Source organism: Pseudonocardia sp. GCM10023141 (assembly GCF_042653605.1).
Genome location: NZ_JBHSIR010000068.1, coordinates 182,511 through 201,526, shown reverse-complemented (window position 1 = coordinate 201,526; position 19,016 = coordinate 182,511). Strand labels below are relative to the sequence as shown.

General features: G+C 72.8%; 21 protein-coding genes. 10 read left to right on the top strand and 11 right to left on the bottom strand.

What is annotated here, in order from left to right; all coding sequences use genetic code 11:
- Positions 1-13: 13 nt before the first annotated feature.
- The gene (locus tag ACFPFQ_RS40320) at positions 14-2,248 is read right to left on the bottom strand and encodes an FUSC family protein (protein ID WP_379628527.1); all 2,235 of its coding nucleotides are present in this window, start codon (positions 2,246-2,248) and stop codon (positions 14-16) included.
- Positions 2,249-2,350: 102 nt separating this feature from the next.
- Here ACFPFQ_RS40320 and ACFPFQ_RS40315 point away from each other — a divergent pair, with 102 nt between their 5' ends.
- The 3 genes from ACFPFQ_RS40315 to ACFPFQ_RS40305 are packed head-to-tail and all read left to right on the top strand — an operon-like array spanning position 2,351 to position 4,836.
- Entirely contained in the window at positions 2,351-2,914 is a 564-nt protein-coding gene (locus ACFPFQ_RS40315) for a TetR-like C-terminal domain-containing protein (RefSeq protein WP_379628526.1), read from the top strand.
- Entirely contained in the window at positions 2,914-3,585 is a 672-nt protein-coding gene (locus ACFPFQ_RS40310; protein WP_379628525.1) for a hypothetical protein, read from the top strand. The genes ACFPFQ_RS40315 and ACFPFQ_RS40310 overlap by 1 nt, the downstream gene beginning before the upstream one ends.
- Before the next feature lie 57 nt (positions 3,586-3,642).
- Entirely contained in the window at positions 3,643-4,836 is a 1,194-nt protein-coding gene (locus tag ACFPFQ_RS40305) for an acyl-CoA dehydrogenase family protein (protein WP_379628524.1), read from the top strand.
- Positions 4,837-4,850: 14 nt separating this feature from the next.
- Here the strand turns inward: ACFPFQ_RS40305 and ACFPFQ_RS40300 are convergent, their stop codons facing one another.
- Positions 4,851-5,813: a zinc-binding dehydrogenase gene (locus ACFPFQ_RS40300; RefSeq protein WP_379628523.1), complete on the bottom strand. Its 963-nt coding sequence runs from the start codon at positions 5,811-5,813 to the stop codon at positions 4,851-4,853.
- Between the two features lie 105 nt (positions 5,814-5,918).
- Between ACFPFQ_RS40300 and ACFPFQ_RS40295 the strand changes: the two genes are divergently transcribed.
- Complete coding sequence (locus ACFPFQ_RS40295) at positions 5,919-6,518, top strand: TetR/AcrR family transcriptional regulator (RefSeq protein WP_379628522.1); 600 nt, start codon at positions 5,919-5,921, stop codon at positions 6,516-6,518.
- Positions 6,519-6,542: 24 nt separating this feature from the next.
- Here the strand turns inward: ACFPFQ_RS40295 and ACFPFQ_RS40290 are convergent, their stop codons facing one another.
- The 7 genes from ACFPFQ_RS40290 to ACFPFQ_RS40260 all read right to left on the bottom strand — a co-directional run bounded on the left by ACFPFQ_RS40290 (position 6,543) and on the right by ACFPFQ_RS40260 (position 11,451).
- Positions 6,543-6,908: a hypothetical protein gene (locus ACFPFQ_RS40290; RefSeq protein WP_379628521.1), complete on the bottom strand. Its 366-nt coding sequence runs from the start codon at positions 6,906-6,908 to the stop codon at positions 6,543-6,545.
- A gap of 126 nt (positions 6,909-7,034) precedes the next feature.
- Positions 7,035-8,291 (bottom strand): MFS transporter, encoded by a 1,257-nt coding sequence (locus tag ACFPFQ_RS40285; protein ID WP_379628520.1) that lies wholly within the window; start codon positions 8,289-8,291, stop codon positions 7,035-7,037.
- Between the two features lie 43 nt (positions 8,292-8,334).
- Positions 8,335-8,658, bottom strand: coding sequence for a putative quinol monooxygenase (locus ACFPFQ_RS40280; RefSeq protein ID WP_379628519.1), 324 nt, complete (start codon positions 8,656-8,658; stop codon positions 8,335-8,337).
- 87 nt (positions 8,659-8,745) lie between these two features.
- A complete protein-coding gene (locus ACFPFQ_RS40275; protein WP_379628518.1) occupies positions 8,746-9,441 on the bottom strand; it encodes a GntR family transcriptional regulator in 696 nt (231 codons plus the stop codon).
- Complete coding sequence (locus tag ACFPFQ_RS40270) at positions 9,432-10,160, bottom strand: maleate cis-trans isomerase (RefSeq protein WP_379628517.1); 729 nt, start codon at positions 10,158-10,160, stop codon at positions 9,432-9,434. The genes ACFPFQ_RS40275 and ACFPFQ_RS40270 overlap by 10 nt, the downstream gene beginning before the upstream one ends.
- Positions 10,157-10,954 (bottom strand): Asp/Glu racemase, encoded by a 798-nt coding sequence (locus ACFPFQ_RS40265; RefSeq protein WP_379628516.1) that lies wholly within the window; start codon positions 10,952-10,954, stop codon positions 10,157-10,159. The genes ACFPFQ_RS40270 and ACFPFQ_RS40265 overlap by 4 nt, the downstream gene beginning before the upstream one ends.
- A 5-nt stretch (positions 10,955-10,959) precedes the next feature.
- A complete protein-coding gene (locus ACFPFQ_RS40260) occupies positions 10,960-11,451 on the bottom strand; it encodes a DUF3830 family protein (protein WP_379628515.1) in 492 nt (163 codons plus the stop codon).
- Between the two features lie 129 nt (positions 11,452-11,580).
- Between ACFPFQ_RS40260 and ACFPFQ_RS40255 the strand changes: the two genes are divergently transcribed.
- The 6 genes from ACFPFQ_RS40255 (at position 11,581) to ACFPFQ_RS40230 (ending at position 16,527) form a co-directional block, all read left to right on the top strand.
- The gene (locus tag ACFPFQ_RS40255) at positions 11,581-12,558 is read left to right on the top strand and encodes a D-2-hydroxyacid dehydrogenase (protein ID WP_379628514.1); all 978 of its coding nucleotides are present in this window, start codon (positions 11,581-11,583) and stop codon (positions 12,556-12,558) included.
- Positions 12,559-12,644: 86 nt separating this feature from the next.
- Positions 12,645-13,280, top strand: coding sequence for a hypothetical protein (locus ACFPFQ_RS40250; protein ID WP_379628513.1), 636 nt, complete (start codon positions 12,645-12,647; stop codon positions 13,278-13,280).
- A gap of 156 nt (positions 13,281-13,436) precedes the next feature.
- The gene (locus ACFPFQ_RS40245) at positions 13,437-13,823 is read left to right on the top strand and encodes a hypothetical protein (protein WP_379628512.1); all 387 of its coding nucleotides are present in this window, start codon (positions 13,437-13,439) and stop codon (positions 13,821-13,823) included.
- Between the two features lie 214 nt (positions 13,824-14,037).
- Positions 14,038-14,430, top strand: coding sequence for a nuclear transport factor 2 family protein (locus ACFPFQ_RS40240; RefSeq protein ID WP_379628511.1), 393 nt, complete (start codon positions 14,038-14,040; stop codon positions 14,428-14,430).
- A gap of 237 nt (positions 14,431-14,667) precedes the next feature.
- Positions 14,668-15,831 (top strand): PLP-dependent aminotransferase family protein, encoded by a 1,164-nt coding sequence (locus ACFPFQ_RS40235; RefSeq protein ID WP_379628510.1) that lies wholly within the window; start codon positions 14,668-14,670, stop codon positions 15,829-15,831.
- Positions 15,832-16,065: 234 nt separating this feature from the next.
- Positions 16,066-16,527, top strand: a complete 462-nt coding sequence (locus ACFPFQ_RS40230; protein ID WP_379628509.1) for an anthrone oxygenase family protein — start codon at positions 16,066-16,068, stop codon at positions 16,525-16,527.
- Here the strand turns inward: ACFPFQ_RS40230 and ACFPFQ_RS40225 are convergent.
- Together ACFPFQ_RS40225 and ACFPFQ_RS40220 are read right to left on the bottom strand one after the other, a co-directional pair.
- Positions 16,514-18,016 (bottom strand): carboxylesterase/lipase family protein, encoded by a 1,503-nt coding sequence (locus ACFPFQ_RS40225; protein ID WP_379628508.1) that lies wholly within the window; start codon positions 18,014-18,016, stop codon positions 16,514-16,516. The genes ACFPFQ_RS40230 and ACFPFQ_RS40225 overlap by 14 nt on opposite strands.
- The gene (locus ACFPFQ_RS40220; protein WP_379628507.1) at positions 18,013-18,909 is read right to left on the bottom strand and encodes an MBL fold metallo-hydrolase; all 897 of its coding nucleotides are present in this window, start codon (positions 18,907-18,909) and stop codon (positions 18,013-18,015) included. Before ACFPFQ_RS40220 ends, ACFPFQ_RS40225 begins: the two co-directional genes overlap by 4 nt.
- Between the last annotated feature and the right edge of the window lie 107 nt (positions 18,910-19,016).

Here is a 19,016-nt window from a genome sequence, read left to right as displayed (position 1 = left end):
GGGAGGAACGACCTCAAGCAGGGCGCTGCTGATCGTCGGGGACCTTGCCCCCGATGTCGGCGGCGAAGCCGACCACCGCCTGGTCGATGCGCCGCAGCATCCGGGCGACGGTGAGGAGCTGGGCCCGGCGGGGGAGTTCCTCGGTGCGCGCGGCGAACGCCTCGGCGGCGTCCACCACCTCCTCCGCCGACCGGAACGGGCCGGGGTCGCGGTGGCGCAGCAGCTGGCGCAGCGCGTCCAGGTTGGACCGGACCCGTTCGACGGCGGGTTCGAGCGTGGTCGCCCAGCCCGGCGCGGCGCCGCTGTCGGAGATGCGGGCGATGCGCCGGATGTAGTGGTCGACACCGGTGAGCACCCGCAGCGCGCGCTGGTAGCTGCCGCGCCCGCGGCGGCGGGGCAGCGGGTTGTCCAGCGGCTTCGCGCGCAGCCGCAGCACGCCCAGCGCGTCGTCCATCGCCCTGGCCAGCTCGACGGGTGCCGTCTCGGGCTCGCGCCCCACCAGCCGGTCGACGGCGGCGTCGAGCGTGGAATCCGCCGAGTCGACCAGGGTGTCGAGCGCGTCGCCGAACGCCTCCCGGGTGCCCGTCGGCAGCACGAGGTAGCCGGCGAGCATGCCCAGCGCCGCGCCGGCGGCCGTCTCGGCGATGCGCAGCAGCAGCGTCTCGACGCTGAACTGGCCGATGAGGCCGTACAGCAGCGCCAGCACGGCGGTGACCCAGAACGCCATCAGCGCCTGTGACACCCGCACCAGGTAGAGCGCGAAGAACACGCACCCGAACATCAGGATCAGGGCGGGGACGGCCGCGTCGCCGACGAGCAGCGCCAGTCCCATGCCCGCGGCCACCCCGCCGATCGTGCCGATCACGCGCTGGGTGCCGCGGCTCAGCACGTCGCCCCGGCTGGTGGTGCCGGCGAACACGACGAACGCCGCGATCACCGCCCAGTACCAGCGGGCGGGGGAGATCAGCTCGCCGAGCACGATCGCGAGACTCGTCGCGACGCCCACCTGCACGGCCACGCGGGTGGTGGGCAGCAGCCCCGGGGTCGTGGTGGTGGCCGCCACGGGGTCGCGGCGGGGCTCGGGCTCGTCGGGGAGGTCGGCGTGCAGGTCGGCTGGGCGATCGGCGGGGCGGTCGGGGTGGGGGTCGTCGTGAGCGGCGACGCCGCGGTGCCCGGCGATCGCCGGTGCCGCGGCCGCCGCCGAGGACTCCAGCGCGTTGGACAGCCGGACGATCGCGAACGCCACGCGCTGGGCGCGGTCGCCGAGCCCGTCGGTCTCGGCCACGATCGACGCGACGCTGCGGCGGGAGCTGTCGAGCAGTGCCGACACGACGCTCGGCTCGGTGCCGGTGGCCGTGGCCGCGCCCAGCGACTGCAACCCCGCCGCCAGCGTGCGACGGACGTCGTCGGGGAACGGCTCACCCTGCACGAGCCGGCGGGTGGCCACCGAGAGCCGCTCCGCGGCCAGCTCGGCATCGAGCACCCGCAGCTCCAGCGCCTCGTCGTGCTCGGCGCCGGGGTGGTCGTCACGCTCCAGCCGGTCGACGACCAGCAGCGCCGTCTCGTTGAGCTTCGTGCGCGCGCTGCGGACGTCGACGAGCTCGCGTTCGATGTCGGCCGCGGTCGCGTCGGGGGGCAGCTGCAGCAACCCGGCCACGGCCTCGACGAGCGCGTGCACGTGCGCCCGGAACGCGCGGGAGAGCCGCGCGAGCGTGCGCTCGGAGTGCTCGGTGAACAGGAAGCCGCGCAGCAGCAGCGTGGAGCCGATACCGATCACGGTGGCCACCAGCAGTGACGGCAGCTGGGCGACCGCGGCCTGCAGGAATTGGGTGAAGAAGTAGCCGAAGAAGGCCGCCATGCCCAGCGCGTTGCCGCGGGGGCCCCACCGGCGGATGTAGGCCGCGACCACCATGACCACGACGAACACGGCGTCGGCGACGATGCGGTGCGGGGCGAGCAGGGTGCCACCGGCCACCGCCCCGAGCGCCGGCAGCAGCATGAGGGCGGTGGTGACGCGCAGCCGTCCGAGCTCGGGTTCGTTGACGGCGAGGTTGCTGGCCATCGCGAGCACGCCGGCGATCAGCACCACCGTGATCGGCTCGCCGGTGAGCGCCCTGATCACGGACATGATGACCACGGCCAGCGCCATCGACAGCGCCGCGATCCCGCCGAAGCGCAGGCGCACGAGACCGGGGTCGACCCCCGTCAGCGTCGTGCGGAGCTCGGTGAGCCGCGACCGCCAGTGCACCCTGGCAGTCTCGCACGGTCCGCGCGGGGCACCAGCAACACGCTTGACGGCCCGAAGCTATGGAGCGTAGCTTTTTAGCTATGAGCAATAGCAAGCGTCGTTGTGCCTAGGGCCGGCCTCTCCACGTCCGCCGTCGTGGACGCCGCGGTCGCGGTGATCGACGAGCAGGGTGTGTCGGGGCTGACGCTGGCCGCCGTCGCCGCGCGAACCGGGGTCGCGGCGCCGTCGCTCTACAAGCACGTCCGCGGTCTCGCCGACCTCGGCACGCTCGTCGCCGTGCGGATCCTCGACGAGATGACCGAGCGGTACACGGCGGCGGTCATGGGACGCAGCGGCGCCGACGCCGTCGCATCGCTGATGCGGGCCTGCCGGTCCTACGTGACCGCCCACCCGGGGCGCTACGCCGCCGTGCCGATGGACCCGCTGCACGACGCGGCGCTGCAGGCCGCGGGCACGCGGCTGCTCGAGGTCGTCTTCGCCACGCTGCGCGGCTACGGCCTCGACGACTCCGCCGCCGTGCACGCCACCCGGCGGTTGCGGGTGATCGTGCACGGCTTCGTGTCCATCGAGGCGGCCGGCGGGTTCGGCCTCCCGGAAGGCCTCGACGACACGTTCGAGCAACTGATCCACATGTACGTCACCGACTTGTCCACCAGGGAGAACTGATGTCCACCACGTCCTCACGCACCCGCCTCGGCGCGCTCGCACTCGCCGTAGCAGGTGTCCTGTTCCTGCTCTACCCGGCCCTGCGGCCGTGGAACGACGAGACCACCGCCGCCGGCGCGCTCGCGTCCATGGGTTCCGGCGCCTGGGTCGCGGCCCACCTGTTCGCCATGATCGGCTTCATCCTCGTACCGCTGGGTCTGCTCGCGCTGGTCCCGCTCGTCCGCGGCACCCGCGGCGAGTCGCTGGCCCTACCCGCGGTGCTCGTGACCTGGATCGGGGCCGGCCTCACGCTGCCCTACTACGGTGCGGAGGACTTCGCCCTGCACGCCATCGCGGGCCAGGCCGCCGGTGGCGGGTTCGACCTGCCCGCCATGGCCGACGCGGTGCGCTTCGGCCCTGTCGCCGCCACGACGTTCGCGCTCGGGCTGCTGTCGCTCGGCGGCGGTGCCGTGCTCGCCGCGATCGCCGTCACCCGCTCCGGAGTGCTCGCGCGCGGGAGCGCCGTCCTGTTCGCCGTCGGCTTTGCGCTGTTCATCCCGCAGTTCTTCGGTCCGCCTGCGCTGCGCGTCGTCCACGGCGTCATCCTCGCCGCCGGGCTGATCCAGCTGGCCGTGGCGATGAGCCGGGTGCAGAAGCGGAACCGGACGCCGGAGCCGGTTCCCGCGCCCTGAGAACGGGAACCCCCCGGCAACGCTGCACCGTCGGGGTGCGCGCGAGGAGGAGCACCGATGAGCGGCAGTACGGGTGACCGGCTGGTGGCCGACTTCTACGACTACGAGTCGCTGCTGACCGGCGAGGAGCGCAAGATCCTCGTCACGGCCCGCGAGTTCCTGCAGGCCGAGGTCGCGCCGCTGGTCACGGAGTACTGGGCCCGGGGGGAGTTCCCCCGGGAGCTCATCGGCAGGTTCCGCGAGCTCGGGTTCGCCGCGCTGGCCTACGAGGGCTACGGCGAGCCCCGTCCCGCCGCCACCAACCTGCTCACGGGCATGCTGGCCATGGAGTACTCCCGCGTCGACGCCTCGGTGGCCACGTTCCTCGGCGTCCACAGCGGGTTGGCCATGTACAGCGTGTACTTCGGCGGTGATCAGGAGCAGCGGGACCGCTGGCTGCCCGCCATGGCCTCGATGGACCTGATCGGCGCCTTCGCGCTGACCGAACCGCTGGACGGTTCCGACGTCGCGGGTGGCATGCAGACCACGGCTCGGCGCGAGGGCGCGACCTGGATCCTCGACGGCGCCAAGAAGTGGATCGGCAACGCCACCTTCGCCGACATGGTGGTCGTGCTGGCCCGTGACGTCGACGACGACGAGGTCAAGGGCTTCGTCGTGCCGAAGGACGCCGCCGGCATGGACGTCGTCAAGATCGAGAACAAGGTGGCGTTGCGGATCGTCGAGAACGCGGAGATCACCCTGACCGGCGTCCGGGTGCCCGAGTCCGACCGCCTGCAGAACATCGGCTCCTTCCGCGACGTCGCGGAGATCCTGCGGGCCACCCGCGGCGGCGTGGCCTGGCAGGCGCTGGGCGTGATGGTCGGCGCCTACGAGCTGGCGCTGGCCTATGCGAAGCAGCGCCAGCAGTTCGGGCGCCCGATCGCGGGGTTCCAGCTGGTGCAGGACCTGCTGGTGCGCAGCCTCGGCAACATCACCGCGTCCTGGGGGATGCTCGTGAGGCTGGCCGGCCTGCAGGACTCCGGTGTCGTCGAGGACGAGCACTCGGCGCTGGCCAAGGCGTTCGTCACGGCCCGGATGCGGGAGGTGGTGGCGTGGGGTCGGGAGATCTTCGGCGGCAACGGGATCGTGCTCGACAACGACATCGCCCGCTTCTTCGCCGACGCCGAGGCAATCTACTCCTTCGAGGGCACCCGCGAGATGAACACCCTCATCGTCGGCAAGGCCATCACGGGGGAGAGCGCGTTCGTGTGAGGTGGTGAGCCTGCTCAGGCGCGGCCGGGCAGCAGGACGATCGCCGCGCCGGGCACCCGGGCCTCGAGGTCCCGGTGCGCCTGCGCAGCCTCGTCGAGCCGGTAGGTGCGCACCTCGCGCTTGCCGAACACGCCGTCGCGCCAGGCTCGGAAGACCTCGTCGGCGGCGTCGAGCAGCGTCGCCCGGTCCGGCAGGTGCGTGAAGGTGGGGGTCTGCGTGACCGCGATCCGGCGCCGCTCCAGGTCGGCGGTGTCGAGGTCGGGAGGCCCCGATGCGGCGCCGAGCAGGTCGAGCGTGGCGCCGTCGCGCAGCACCGCCACCGCCTCGGCGAACGTCGCCTGCCCGACGGCGTCGTAGAGGACGTCCACGCCCCCGGCCGCGGTTGTTGCCAGCTCGCCCGTGCCCGCGACCACCACGTTCTCGAGTCCGAGTGCACGCGCGGCGGCAGCGCGATCCGCGCTCGCCACCAGCCCGATCACCGTGGCGCCCAGGTGCTGCGCCCAGGGCGCGAGCAGCGAACCGACACCCCCGGTCGCGCCGGTGACCAGCACCGTCTCGCCCGGCTGCACCGCGTGCACGCGCCGCAGGCGACCCCAGGCCGTGAGCCCCTTGGCGAGCAGCGCGACCGCATCGGGCGCCGGGACGTCCGCGGGCAGCGGGATCAGGTCGGCCGCGGCGATGAGCCTGGTCTCGGCGTACGCGCCGGGGGTGAAGTAGTAGCCGACCCGGTCGCCGAGCGCGACCCCGTCCACCTCGGGACCGACCGCGTCGACGGTGCCGGCGCCCTCGCCGCCGATCACCGTCGGGAGCGGGCCGGTCGGGAACGTGCCGGTGCGGAAGTAGGTGTCGACGAAGTTGACGCCGATCGCCTCCTGCCGCAGGCGCACCTGCCCCGCTGCCGGCTCGCCCACCGTCTCGTCCTCGAACCGCAACACCTCGGGACCGCCGTGCTCGTACAGCCGCACCACACCGCTCATCATCGCGCTCCGGTCTTTCCTACTGATTGGTCGGAAACTGAACCTAGCATCGGTGTGGGATGCTGTCGAGGTGGCCTACCGATTGGTCGGAAAGTGCGGTGGAAGATGGCGAGGACGGGACGACCGCGTGCCTTCGACACGGACGCGGCGCTCGACGCGGCGCTGCTGACGTTCTGGCGCTACGGCTACGAGGGCACCTCGCTCACCGCGCTCACGGAGGCGATGGGGATCAACCGCCCGGCGCTGTACCTGGCCTTCGGCGACAAGAAGGGCCTGTTCCTGCGCGCGCTCGACCGCTACGCGGCGGTCTACGGCGCTTTCACGGTCGCCGCGCTCGACGAGCCCACCGCGTGCGCGGTGACGGCCGAGTACCTGCGCCGGTGGGTGTTGCAGCTGACGAATCCCGAGCATCCCGCTGGCTGCTTCACCGTGCAGACCGGCCTGACGTGCAGCGCGGAGAATCACGAGATCCGTGACGAGCTCGCCCGGCGCCGTGGACTCGGCGAGATCGCCCTGCACGAGCGGTACGAGCGGGCCGGTGCCGAGGACGACCCGCTCCCGGCGGGCCAACCGCCCGCGGCACTCGCCCGGTTCGTCTCGACAGTCGGGATGGGTCTCGCTGTGCAGGCCGCGGGCGGCGCGGGCCGTGCGGAGCTGGGCGAGACCGTCCGCACGGCGCTTGCGGTGATCGGCTGCTCGCCCTGATTCGCGTCGCGAACGCGTGCCCCGTCAGCGCACCTCGATGCGCGCCACGTGGACGCCGCTGCGCTCGGCGTCGGTCACGAAGATCCCGGGGACGTCGGCGGTGAAGGCGATGGTGCCGGTTCCGCCCGCCGGCACCATCGCGTCCAGCTCGTAGCCGTGCAGGACCAGGTTCTCGTCGACGTCGCTGCGCATCGAGAGCTCGACCCTGCTGCCCAGCGGGACCCGCGTCCGGAGCAGGCCCCCCTGGGGAGCGCCGGCCACGAACTTGATGGTGATGTGCTGCGGCGACCCCGTCATGGCGGCCCGGCCTGCCGGGAAGGCGGCGCATCCGGAACTCACGCCGACGGCCGCGGCGACCAGCACGGCGAGCACTGCTCTCGGCGCACGCATCGGGCGGTGGCTCCTCGACGTCGATGCGGCCTGGTCGGCCAGCGGTCGGGGGAGGTTAGCGCTCGGTGGTGCCCGGCACCGCGTCGACGGGTGGTGACGCGCCCCGCGCCGCCCGTCTCGAGCCCATCAGGTGACGCCCCTGATCCTCGTCACGAGCAGCGCCCCGACGACCGCCAACCCGCCGGCCACGAGGTAGAGGGTGAGGTAACCGCCGAGCGTGGTGACGATGACGCCGGCGACGACCGTGGCCAGCAGTGACGGCAGGGTGCTCGTGATCGCGATGATGCCGAGGTCCTTCGCGCGGTCCACCGAGGCCGGGAGCACCTCGGTGACCAGCGCGAGGTCGACCGCGGTGTACGTGCCGTAGGCGATGCCGAGCAGGACGGCCCCGACCACGGCGGCCGTCCACGTCTGCAGGCAGAGGATCACGAGAGCGGCGGCGACGCCGCTGCCGGAGACGATCACGAACACCTTCCGCCGCGCGATCCGGTCCGACAGCGGACCGGCGACGACGGCCGTGGCCGCCACCGCGATCGCGTACAGCAGGGTCAGGATGAACACGCCGGTGGCCGGATCGGTGTAGCCGACGGCATCCTGCAGGTAGAACAGCAGGTAGACGGTGCCGACGGCGTTGCCCAGGTTGATCAGCAGGCGCGAGAGCCATGCCCAGCCGAAGTCGGGGTGCTCGCGCGGGCTGATCCAGTACCCGGCGAGGATCGCCCGCACCCCGACGGGCGGGCGCCACGCACTCGGGAGCACGGCATCGTTGCCGAACAGCACGTTGGGGATCAGGAACAGCAGCACGATCCCCGCGCACACCAGGTACGCGACGGTCGGACGGCCGGCGCCGAACGCGGCCGCCAACCCGGTGCCGGCGAGCACGCCCACGGTGGTGGCCAGCGCGACGACACCGCCGACGGTGGCCCGCTGCGCGTGCGGCACCTGGTCGGGCAGGAACGCGGTCAGCGAGCCCAGCATCGTGTTGAGCCCGGCCTGCGTGAGGCACCAGCCGATCACGAAGAGGCCGACGCCGTCCGCGACCGACAGCACCACCAGACCCGCAGCCGCCACCAGACCGCCGCCGACGACCCACGGCACCCGCCGCCCGAACCGTGACGTCGTCCGGTCGGACAGGGCGCCGACCAGCGGGTTGACCACCATCGACGTCAATCCGCCCAGCCCGCTCGCCAGTCCGAACACGAACTCCTTGCCGGCGGGGGCGATAGCGGCGGCATGCAGGCCCAGCAGCACCTGCAGGGGTGCGTACCAGGCGATCCACATGCCGACGAGGTTCAGGGAGAGCCTGCTCGTCCATCCGATCCCGACCCGCTCCGTCGGATCCCGCAGGGCAACGGGGAGCTCGGGCTCCCTGGCGGTGGACACGGCGAACGCTGACCCGGGAACGTCCACCGACCGGCCTTGCCGACTACTCCGGCGTGACCTCGGCCATCTCCGACCAGGCCTCTCCGTCGAGGGCCTGGTAGTTGATCTTCGGGCGCTCGGTGATCATGGCCGGCATCCAGGCGAAGAAGTTGGTGGCGTGCTCGGTGGCGACGTGCGCCGAGCCCGCGTCACCGTCGGCGAACACCTCGACGATGGCGAACTCGTTCGGGGACTCGCCGTTCTCGTAGTAGTCGAACGAGACGTTGCCGGGCTCCGAACGCACGTCGGCGGTGTACTTGCTGACCCCGGCAAGCCACTCGTCGCGCTTCTCCGGCTTGATCTTGGCTTTGAGGACGATGAGGATCACGGATGCCTCCCGCGGAGTCGGACCATGGCGGAGCGCAGTCTTCCACGGGACAGCCCGGGGCGGCGTCTCATGTAGCGACGCACCTGATCATGCGGGTAGTGCAGGCTCCACCGTGATCGCCTCCGGAACGGCGGTGGGCGCGAGGATGCGGTCGACGGCGTCGGTCATGTGCGCGGCCAGCACCTCGGTGAGGCGTGCGGCGTCACCGTCGCGGATCGCGTCGCGCAACGCCCGGTGCTCGGCGATCAGCGGACCGGCCGGTGGCGCGGTCTGCTGCAGCGCGGCGAGACACATCCGCGTCTCGACGAGCAGTGCCTCGGCCATCCGGTGCAGGCGCGGACTGCCCGATGCCGCCACGAGCTCGGCGTGGAAGGCCTGGTCGGCGTCAGCGAGCGCCAGCGGATCACCGGCGGCCGCCTCCATGGCCGCGAGCGCCAGCGTCAGGCGCAGCGTGGCCGCGGCCCGGTCACCGGCGATGAGCAGCAGCCCGGCCGCCTGCTCGACGGCCATGCGCGCGACGTAGACGTCGCGGACGTCGGCGGCGTCGAGCGAGCGGACGAACAGCCCGCGGTGGGGCTCGCTGCGCAGCAGGCCCTCCGCCACGAGCCGCTGCATGGACTCCCGCAGTGGCCCGCGGCTCACCCCGAGGTGGGCGGCGAGCTCGACCTCGCCGAGCTGGGTGCCCGGCGGGAACGTGCCGCGCATGATCGCCTCGCGGATCCGGTCGGCGAGCACCTCTGCCGTCGAGCGCCGCTCCACCGGCTCCAGCGAGGTCAGGTCCACGGGATGGCGGCCGTGCTGAACAGCGCCCCGAACCCCGGCCGCGGGGTGGCCGCCCCGGCCATGCGCAGCCCCTGCCAGACGCTGACCTGGTTGGCCGTGAGCACCGGCTTGCCCACGTGCGCCTCCAGCTCGTCGAGCAGCCCGACGGTGTGCAGCGCCGTGTCGGGCAGCAGCAGCGCCTGGGCGTCGGCGTGGTCTGCGGCCGCGGCGAACGCGAGCACCGTGGCCGGTTCCAAGGTGCCGACCTCGGCGGCTGTGACGATGCCGCGCGCCGACAGGCTCAGCACCTCGATCCCGGCATGGCCGAGGAACGCGACGAACCGCTCCGCGACGTCGTCGGGGTAGGTGGCGCCGACGGCGACGCGGGTGACGCCGAGCTGGGCGCAGGCGTCGACGAAGGCGAACGACGTGCTCGACGCGGGCACGCCCGCCGCGCTGCCGAGGGCGGCGACCTGGGCCGTCGCGCCGTCCCAGCCGAACACGAAGCTGCCGCTGGTGCAGGCCCACACGATCGCGTCGAGCGGGCCGGGGATGGCGGCCGCGCCCGCGGCGAGCACGTCGTCGGAGCCGATGTCGAGCAGCGCGTCGACGCGGTGGGCGTCCTCGCGCATCTCCGTGTGCACCAGCGGTAGCCGGGGGCCACCCAGCAGCGCCTCCGCGCGCGGGTAGTCGTCCTCGGCGGAGTAGCCGGGGTAGAGGATGCCGACGGTCGGTGTCATGCCGCTCCTGAGGTCGGGGGTGCCCCGGTGACCGAGGACAGCGCGTCGGCCTGCAGCAGGGAACCCCCGCCGACGGCCGCGCGACCCATTGCCCGCAGCGCCGCCCACATCGTGACCTGGTTGGCGGTGAGCACGGGCTTGCCGAGCGCCGCTTCCAGCGGCGCGATGATGTCGTAGGTGGGCAGGTTGGTGCAGCTGATGAACAGCGCCTCCGCGTCGTCGTTGTCGGCGGCCCGCACGATCTCCACGATCTCGGCGTAGCTGACGCGCCAGATCTGGCCGAGCAGGCCGAGTCCCTGGCACGCGGTGGTGCGCACCCCGTGCTCGGCCAGGTAGGACACCAGCCGCCGGGTGACGGCCGGGATGTAGGGCGTGGCGACCGCGACCCGGCTTATCCCGAGCAGGCGGAGCGCGTCGATCAGCGCACCGGACGTGGTGCAGGCCGCGGGCGCGCCCATGTCGAGCATGGTGCGGCGCAGCACCATCTCCCCGATGGCGCCCTCGACGAAGCTGCCCGACGTGCAGGCGTAGGCCACGGCGCCGGGCTCGGGGGTGAGCACGTCGCGGGTGGCGCGGCGCACGGCCCGGCGATCCCCGCAGGCCACCGCCATGGCGACGGTGACGGGCGTGGTGGTGAACGGCAGCCGCGTGAGGTAGAGCGACACGTCATCGGGCACCCAGCGCCACAGCTCGCGATCGAGCGCGAAGTCGAACGGTGCGACGACGCCGATGCCCTGCTGGCTGGTGGGTTCGGTGAGACCTCCGGCAAAGCCCACGGAGAGTTCGGTCGGCACGGTTGCTAACCGTCGACGCGTGCGTACGTGAGCCGCTCGCCGACGCTGCCCGAGCGCCAGACGTCGTGGCAGGCCTCGGCCATCGCCGGCAGGTTCTCGACGATCGTGGCGAAGACGTTGCCCGGGACCCAGCCGACGTCACCGTTGATCAGGAGGTTGTTGCGGCCGTAGAAGATCGCGAGGTCGATGCCGCCCGACTCCTGGTCGATGCCCTGGTCGTCCTTGAACGCCGCATCGAGCACGCCGCCGGAGAAGTCGAAGTAGCAGACATCGCCGGGGATCGGGGTGACGGTGGTGTTCTCGTGGCCGATCGTGGGACCGAAGCGCGGAACGATCGTGTAGACCTCGTTGCGCGCGTACTTGGCGTGCTGCGTGTCGCCCCCGAGCGGGAGCGCGTCCCACACCGCGGCGGTCGTGCGGGGAGCCTCCTTCTCGAGCAGCTCGGCGATGCACGAGACGCCGCGGCGTTCGAGGGAGATCCGGATCAACTTCGACATGACAACACCAACTCCGGCGTCGACGGGATTCACCTGCCCAGCAGCAGGGCAGACGCGGATTGTCGACAATGATACGAGCGCTTCCGAGTGTGTCAATCGCGGGGGTGCCCGCGGGGGAGGACCACGATCGTGTCCGTTTCCGCAGGTCAAGGGGTCCATCCGACGATCACCGTGTTACACGGTGATGACCAACCGCAGCTCAGCGGGCTGGAGCACGTGCGTCTCGCCCACGACGCCGCGACATTGGCGGCGGCGCTCCCCGGCACCGAGGTGCTGCTGGTCTGGGACTTCCTCTCCGACGCCGTCCACGATGCCTGGCCGGCCGCCGACGCCGGGCTGCGCTGGGTGCACACGGCCAGTGCGGGGGTCGACCGGCTCAGCTTCCCGGGGCTCGCCGGCTCCGCCGTCACGGTCACCAACTCGCGTGGTGTCTTCGACACCCCGATCGCCGAGTACGTGCTCGGGCTGGTGCTCGCGATGGCCAAGGACCTGCCCACCACGCTGGCGCTGCAGGCGCGCCGCGAATGGCGCCACCGCGACGCCGAGCAGGTCGCAGGCGCGACGGCCGTGGTGGTCGGCGGCGGACCGATCGGGCGGGCCGTCGCGCGGTTGCTGAGGGCCGTCGGGATGCACGTCGAGCTCGTCGGGCGGGCGGCGGCGCCCGGGCGCCACGGCTTCGACGAGCTGCCGGTACTGCTGCCCCGCGCCGGCTGGCTGGTGCTCGCCGCGCCGCTGACCGAGCAGACCCGCGGCATGGTCGACGCCGCCGCGCTCGCCGCGCTGCCCGCCGGGGCCCGCGTGATCAACGTGGCCCGCGGCGCGCTCGTCGACGAGGCGGCGCTCGTGGCCGCGGTCCGTTTGGGCCGCCTCGGCGGGGCCGCGCTCGACGTGGTCGCCACGGAGCCGCTGCTGCCGTCGTCACCGCTGTGGGAGCTGCCCGGCGTCATCATTTCGCCGCACATGTCCGGAGACACCCACGGCTGGCGCGCCGCGCTCGTCGACGCGTTCATCGCGAACCTCGACCGGTACCGGGCCGGGCAACCGCTGCACAACGTCGTCGACAAGCGCCTGGGGTACGTCACCGATGGGCCGGACGGCTCGATCTGAGTCACCGCGGCCCGTTGCGGCGGTAGGGTGGTCAGTTGGTCGGGCCGACGCCCGACCGGTCCTGCGGCCGGTCAGGCGGGGGTGCGATGGACGCGGAGCGACCCGCATGCGCGCCGTGGGTTCCCGGCGTGCTCGACAGCGGCCAGCCCGAGGAACGCACCCTCGAAGAGGCCGAGTTCCATCGCGGCCGCGCCGGGTTCTCCGAGGAGGAGGCGTTCACGCGGGCCTTCCGCGCCTCCGAGATCGAGCGGCTGGTCGCGGAGCTGTGCCGGGCGGCCGCGGTCGTCGCACCCGTCGAGTCCCGGCGCGCCGAATCGGGACCGGGCGGGCACCTCGCGCTGGTCGACACGGACATCGACGAGTTCGAACGCTGGTTCGCCCCCGCCATGGCCACGCTGAACCTGATGGGCATCGAGACGCTGCTGCCCGGCGAGGGGCCGCTGCCCGCGGCCGACCTGGACGCCGACGGCGCCCGCATCCACCTCTGCCACGAGGCCGTGGCGGGTCACACCGCGGGGATCCCCGACCAGCTCGACGCGCTCAGCGGGCTCGTCCGCGACTTCCAGCGGTCCGGCGTGTTCGTCAACGGGCTGCGCGTGGTGTCGGGCGGCTCGACAGCAGCGCCGCAGTGGTCGCTCGAGGCTCGCCATCCGGGCATCGTGGCGGCCTTCGGCGAGTTCCTCATGAGCAAGTACATCAGTGAGGCCTGGCGGCTGGGGTGATCCTGGTGGCTGGCGGCAGCTCCTTGTCGGCGTGGCCGCCGACCGCCTGATGGAACCCTGTGGCTGTCCGGCCCCTGGTCTCGGACCGCCTGATGGAACCTTGTGGCTTCCCAGCGGCAGCATTCGACACCTACCAGCAGGATCGGAGCAGCTGACGTGGCCCGTTACGGAGCCCAGTTCGGACCGGACATCACCTTCCTCGGCGTGGAGCGCTGCGACCTGGGCGGAGCCGGCGACCTATGCCGGCGCCGACGTCGTCATCCTCGGGGCCCGTTCGACGGCGGCACCTCGCACCGCGCCGGCACGCGGTTCGGGCCGCAGGGCCGGATCATCGCCTACGAGCTGCCGGTGGTGGGCGTCGAGGTGTCGCCGCCCTACGACCACGCCGACATCACCTCGTTCCTGGCCAACCGGGTGGTGCTCGAGGCGCTGTCGAGGATCGCCCGCCGCCGTCGCGACCATGCCGACGGCACGACATGGGACCCCACCCTCCCGCTGCTGGCCGACCGCCCCGACCGGCGCCCCGGCACGCAGTCGACATAGCCGGCGAACCGGTGCACGCGCCGCCGCCTGCGAGGATCAGCACCCCGGCCTCCTCATCGGGCGGGATCCGGCTCTCGGTGGGGCGACCGGACGCCGCGCGGCCGCCGACCGGTCGATTGACCCGGGCGCCCGCGGCGAGGACGGTGGCCCTCCGGTCCTGGGGGAGGCCGCTGCAGCAGCCACGAGGCTGGATCCACCCACGAGAGGGGCGACGATGCCCTCCAACATCGACATCATCCGTGACGGCTACGAGGCGTTCGGCCGCGGCGACGTGCCTGCGGTGCTCGCGATCTTCGCCGACGACATCGAGTGGTACGCACCCGATGAGCTGCCCGGCGGGGGCACGTTCCACGGGCCGGGGGAGGTGGCCGGTTTCTTCGGCGCGCTCCCCGGCATCTACGACGACCTGCGGGTCGAGCCCGACCGCCTCCTCGACGCCGGCGACCAGGTGATCGCGGAGGGCCACCATCGCGGGCGGATCGGTGGCCAGCCCTTCGAGGTCGGGTTCGCCCACGTCTGGACGCTGGCTGGCGGCCGGGTCGTCCGGTTCCGGGAATACATGGACAGCGGCAAGTTGATCCCGCTGCTGGCGAAGGCGTCCACCTGACGCGATCGCGCCAACGTCGTAGCCACCGCGCCAACGTCATGGCGTTGGCGCGGTGGCCAACGGGTCGGCGCGGTGGCCGGGATCGGGTTGCGTCCCACGCTACGGGAAACGGGTTCCGGATCTCGGGAGCCGTCAGCCATCATCGGTTCCGGCCCACCCGCCTGATGCAGCACCGCACGCGCCCGCCCTGTCGATCCAGGACGTGACCATCACCGTCCGATCGACTGCGAGGTTCCCGTGATCACCCTCTCCACCCGGTGGGAGTCCGTCCGCGGCTCCGCCATCCGCGACCTGCTCACCCTCACGGCCCGTCCCGACGTGCTGAGCCTCGCCGGCGGGCTGCCCGGCACCGACCTGCTGCCCCGCGAGCGCATCGCGGAGGCTGCGGCGGTGGCGCTGGCCGAACCGACGTCGGTCCAGTACGGCGAGACGGCCGGGCTCGCCGGGCTCCGCGACGTGCTGGCGGCGCACGAGTCGCAGCGCTGCGGACGGCCCATCCCGTCCGATCGCGTCGTCGTCACCAGCGGCTCGCAGCAGGCGCTGGACCTGCTCGCGCGGGTCCTGCTCGACCCGGGCGACGTCGTGGTCGTCGAGGATCCGGCCTACGTCGGGGCGCTGCAGGTGTTCCAGGCGGCCGGAGCGGCGCTGCACCCGCTGCCGCTCGACGGCGACGGCATGCGGGTGGACGTGCTGGCCGAACGGCTCGCGGTGGGCCTGCGGCCCCGGCTGGTGCACACCGTCAGCAGCTTCCACAACCCGCGCGGCGTGACGATGGCCGCGCCGCGACGCCGCGAGCTGGCCGCCCTCGCCGACCGCTACGGCTTCCTCGTCGTGGAGGACGACCCCTACGGGCTGCTCGCGTTCGACGGCGCCCCGGCCGTGCCCGTCGCCGCGTACGGCGATCGGGTGGTGCGCCTGGGCAGCGCGTCGAAGATCCTCGCGCCCGCGCTGCGGGTGGGCTGGCTGACGGGCCCGGCGCAGGTCTGTGCGGCCGTCGAGCGGCTCAAGCAGTGCGCGGACCTGTGCACCTCGTCGCTGACGCAGTCGATCACGACCGAGCTGCTCTGCGACACCGCGTGGTTCGATGCGCACCTGCACCGCGTCCGTGCCGCGACGGCCGCCCGCGCACGGACGTTCACCTCCGCGGTTGCGGAGCTGCTCCCACAGGTCACGTGCTCCACGCCGACGGGCGGCATGTTCTGCTGGCTGGACTTTCCCGAGGGCACCGACACCACGGCGCTGCTGCCGCGCGCGCTGGAACACGGGGTCGGCTTCGTGCCGGGCAGCGCGTTCGCGGTCGACGCGCCGCTGCCGACCGCGGCGCGCTGCTGCTTCGCTTCGCTACCGGATGCCGACGTGCGGGAGGCGGTGCAGCGGCTGGCCGATGCCGTGGTGGCCTGAGGGTCCGCTGGCGGACGCCGCAGCGGTGCTTCGGGGACGTTCGGCGCGGACTCTCGAACGCGTTGCAGGAAAGCCACTTTCCCGCAACGACGTTGCGGGAAAGTGGCTTTCCTGCCATCGCCGCGCGAAGGTGGCCTGCCAGCGGGGACGTACCGGGAACCGGCTTCGTGCGTTCGCGGAGCCACTCGGCCGCACCGGTCACCGACGGCGAGCCGCGCCCGGGAAGGATGCTGCGTGGGAGTCGCCGTGCTGCAGTTCGTCGGGCTGTTCCTCGCCGGCATCCTGGCGGGGGAGGAGTTCATCGTCTGCTACGGCATCCAGCCCGCGCTGTCCACGCTGGCCGACCGGTCGCACATCCTGGCCCGGCAGGCGCTCATCCGGCGCCTGTGGGTCGTGGTGCCGACCATCATGATCCCGACGGTGGTGGCCGGGATCGCCGTGCTGGTCGTCAGCGGGACGGGGCCGGGCATCGCGTCCCGGTGGGCCACCGTCATCGCGCTGGTGGCGTTCGTCCTGTTCTCGTTCCTGGGCACCGTTCCGATCAACATCCAGGTGGACGCGTGGAGCGTCGACAGGCCGCCCGACGACTGGAAGTCCGAGATCCGGCGGTGGCAGCGGATCGACGTCTTCCGCTCGGGTGCGGCGATACTGGCGTTCGCCTTCGCGCTGGTCGCGGTGGCGTTCACCACGCGTTGAACTCCGCTGCGTGGCGCCCGATCACCGATTCCCAGGTCTCACCGATCACCTCGACGGCCGGCCGGGCGGGGGAGTAGGGCGACCAGCCGGGGTCCCCGTCCGTGGCGAAGCGGACCCAGGCGCCGTGCATGCGGGAGGCGAGGTCGGCCGGGGGCGGTCGCGTCCCGAGCAGCGCGTCGGGTCCGTGCAGCGCTGCGAGGTCGGCGTTGTCGAAGGCGAAGGGCAGCTCCATGAGGTGGCTGGCGCCGAGTTGCCCGTCGAGGGCGTCGGAGCGCCAGGTGAACTCGTAGACGAAGGTTCGCCCGTCCCCGGATCGCGCGTGCGCCTCCGCGTAGCGGCGGGTTCCGACCCCGAACATGCCGTCGCCGAGCAGGGCGACCTGCAGCGCTGCGAGCGATGCGGACGGGCGGGCCGCCCGGTACGCCGCGACCAGGCCCGCGGGGTCGGGGTGGAACCGGGCCGCGGTGAGGTGCAGGTCGGCCTCGGTCGCGTCCGCGAGGTCGCGGAACGGGGTGAGGTAGAGGCTGCTCTCCTCGCTGTTGGACCCGATGAGCAGGTCGACACCCGTCCCACGCTCGGCGAGGGTGTCGGCGGGCTGGCGGTCGAGCACGAGCCCGAACGGCGTGATGCCGCCGATCGGCGCGGGGGCGTCGTCCGTGGTCAGGTCGAGCTCCATGAGCGGCGCCAGCACGTCGACGAGCTGCCGGTCGGAGCACGCCGCGAGCCCGGCCGCCGTCGGTTCGACCCCCAGCGACCGCCCGACGGCCGCGCTGACGATCCCGGCCTGCTCGCGGGTGAAGGCGGCGGTCCCGCTGCCGCTCTGGATGATGGCGCGCCGGTGGGCGCCCCGGGCGTCGGGTGCGCCCACGATGCCCGCGACGGTCATCGCCCCGGCGGACTGGCCCGCCAGCGTGACGTTGCCGGGGTCGCCGCCGAAGCCGTCGATGTTGTCCTTGACCCACCGCAGCGCGGCGATCACGTCGAGGCGCCCACGGTTGTCCGGCGCGTCGGGCAGGTGCAGGAACCCGGGGATGCCGAGGCGGTGGTTGACGGTGACGAGGACGACCCCGTCCCTGGCGAAGGCGCTGCCGTCGTGGACCGGGCCGCGGGTGGACCCGGCGATGGCGGCTCCGCAGTGCACGAACACGATAACGGGGGCGCGGGGTGCAGGATCGCGGGGCGACCACACGTCGACGGTCAGGTAGTCGTCGCCCGACACCCAGCCGTCACCGAAGAACGGGGAGACGTCGAGGCGCCCGAGGCGCCCTCGCGGGGGCTGCGGCGCCGTCGGGCCCGGGCGCGTCGCGTCCCGGATCCCGGACCACCCCGGATGGGGCCGGGGCGCGGCGAACCGCAGCGCGCCGGTCGGTGGTGCCGCGTAGGGCACGGCACGGAACACCCGGGCCGCCGCGGTCTGCAGGCCCCGGACCCGGCCCGACGTGGTCGTGACGACCGGATCGGCGGCCCGTGCCTGTGCCTGGATGCTCACAGCCGGTCGAAGCCGGCCCAGCGCCGGATCCCGAATCCGTCTCCGCGGTGCTCGACCTCCAGCGCGCCCGCGCCGCTGAAGTGCGCCGGCAGCACCAGCGCCGTGGTGTCGCTCGCCCAGCCGAGCAGAGCGCGCCGCGTGGCACGAGCGCCCGCGGGGTCCTCGCAGAAGCAGCTCTCGTGGTCGACCTCGATGATCTGCAGCGGCGTGTGCATCAGGTCGCCCGCGAACAGCGCGTGCTCGGACCCGGAGACGAGCTTCAGCACGCTCGAGCCCGGGGTGTGGCCCGGCGCCGCCTCCAGACGCAACGCCGCGTCGATGACGTGGCTGCCCTCCCACAGCTGCACCTGACCCGCCGCGTGCACCGGTGCCACGCTGTCCTCGAAGACGTTCTCGTTGACCCCGCCCACGATGTTCGCGTTGTTGGCCGGGTTCCAGAACTCGAAGTCGGCGCGGGGCATCAGGTAGGTCGCGTTGGGGAACGTCGGCACCCACTCGCCGTCGCGCAGAACGGTGTTCCAGCCGACGTGGTCGACGTGGAGGTGCGTGTTGACGACCAGGTCGACGCCCTCCGGGCGGACGCCCGCCGCGGCGAGCGCGCCGAGGAAGTCGAGGTGAAGGTGGTCCCAGACCTCGACCGCGGGTCGTGCCTTGTCATTGCCGACCCCGGTGTCGACGAGGATCGTGGCACCGCCGCTGCGCAGGAGCCAGGTCTGCATGGCGACCTGAACCATCTCACCGTCCGCGTCGAGGTGGTCGGGCACGAGCATGTCCCGGTGCTCGTCCCAAGCGCTCTCGGGGATGGTCGGGAAGAACACCTTCGGGGGCAGGATCGGCCCGTGCATCTCCTCGATGCGGGTGATGCTGACGTCACCGAGTACGACCTCGTGCATGCGTGCTCCTCTGGTCATGGGGCTCCACCAGCATCTCCGCCGCCGCACCCGGCAACCAGACCGCGCGTTGGGTACCCCTGCCAGTGGCAGGCACCACCGCGCGCGAC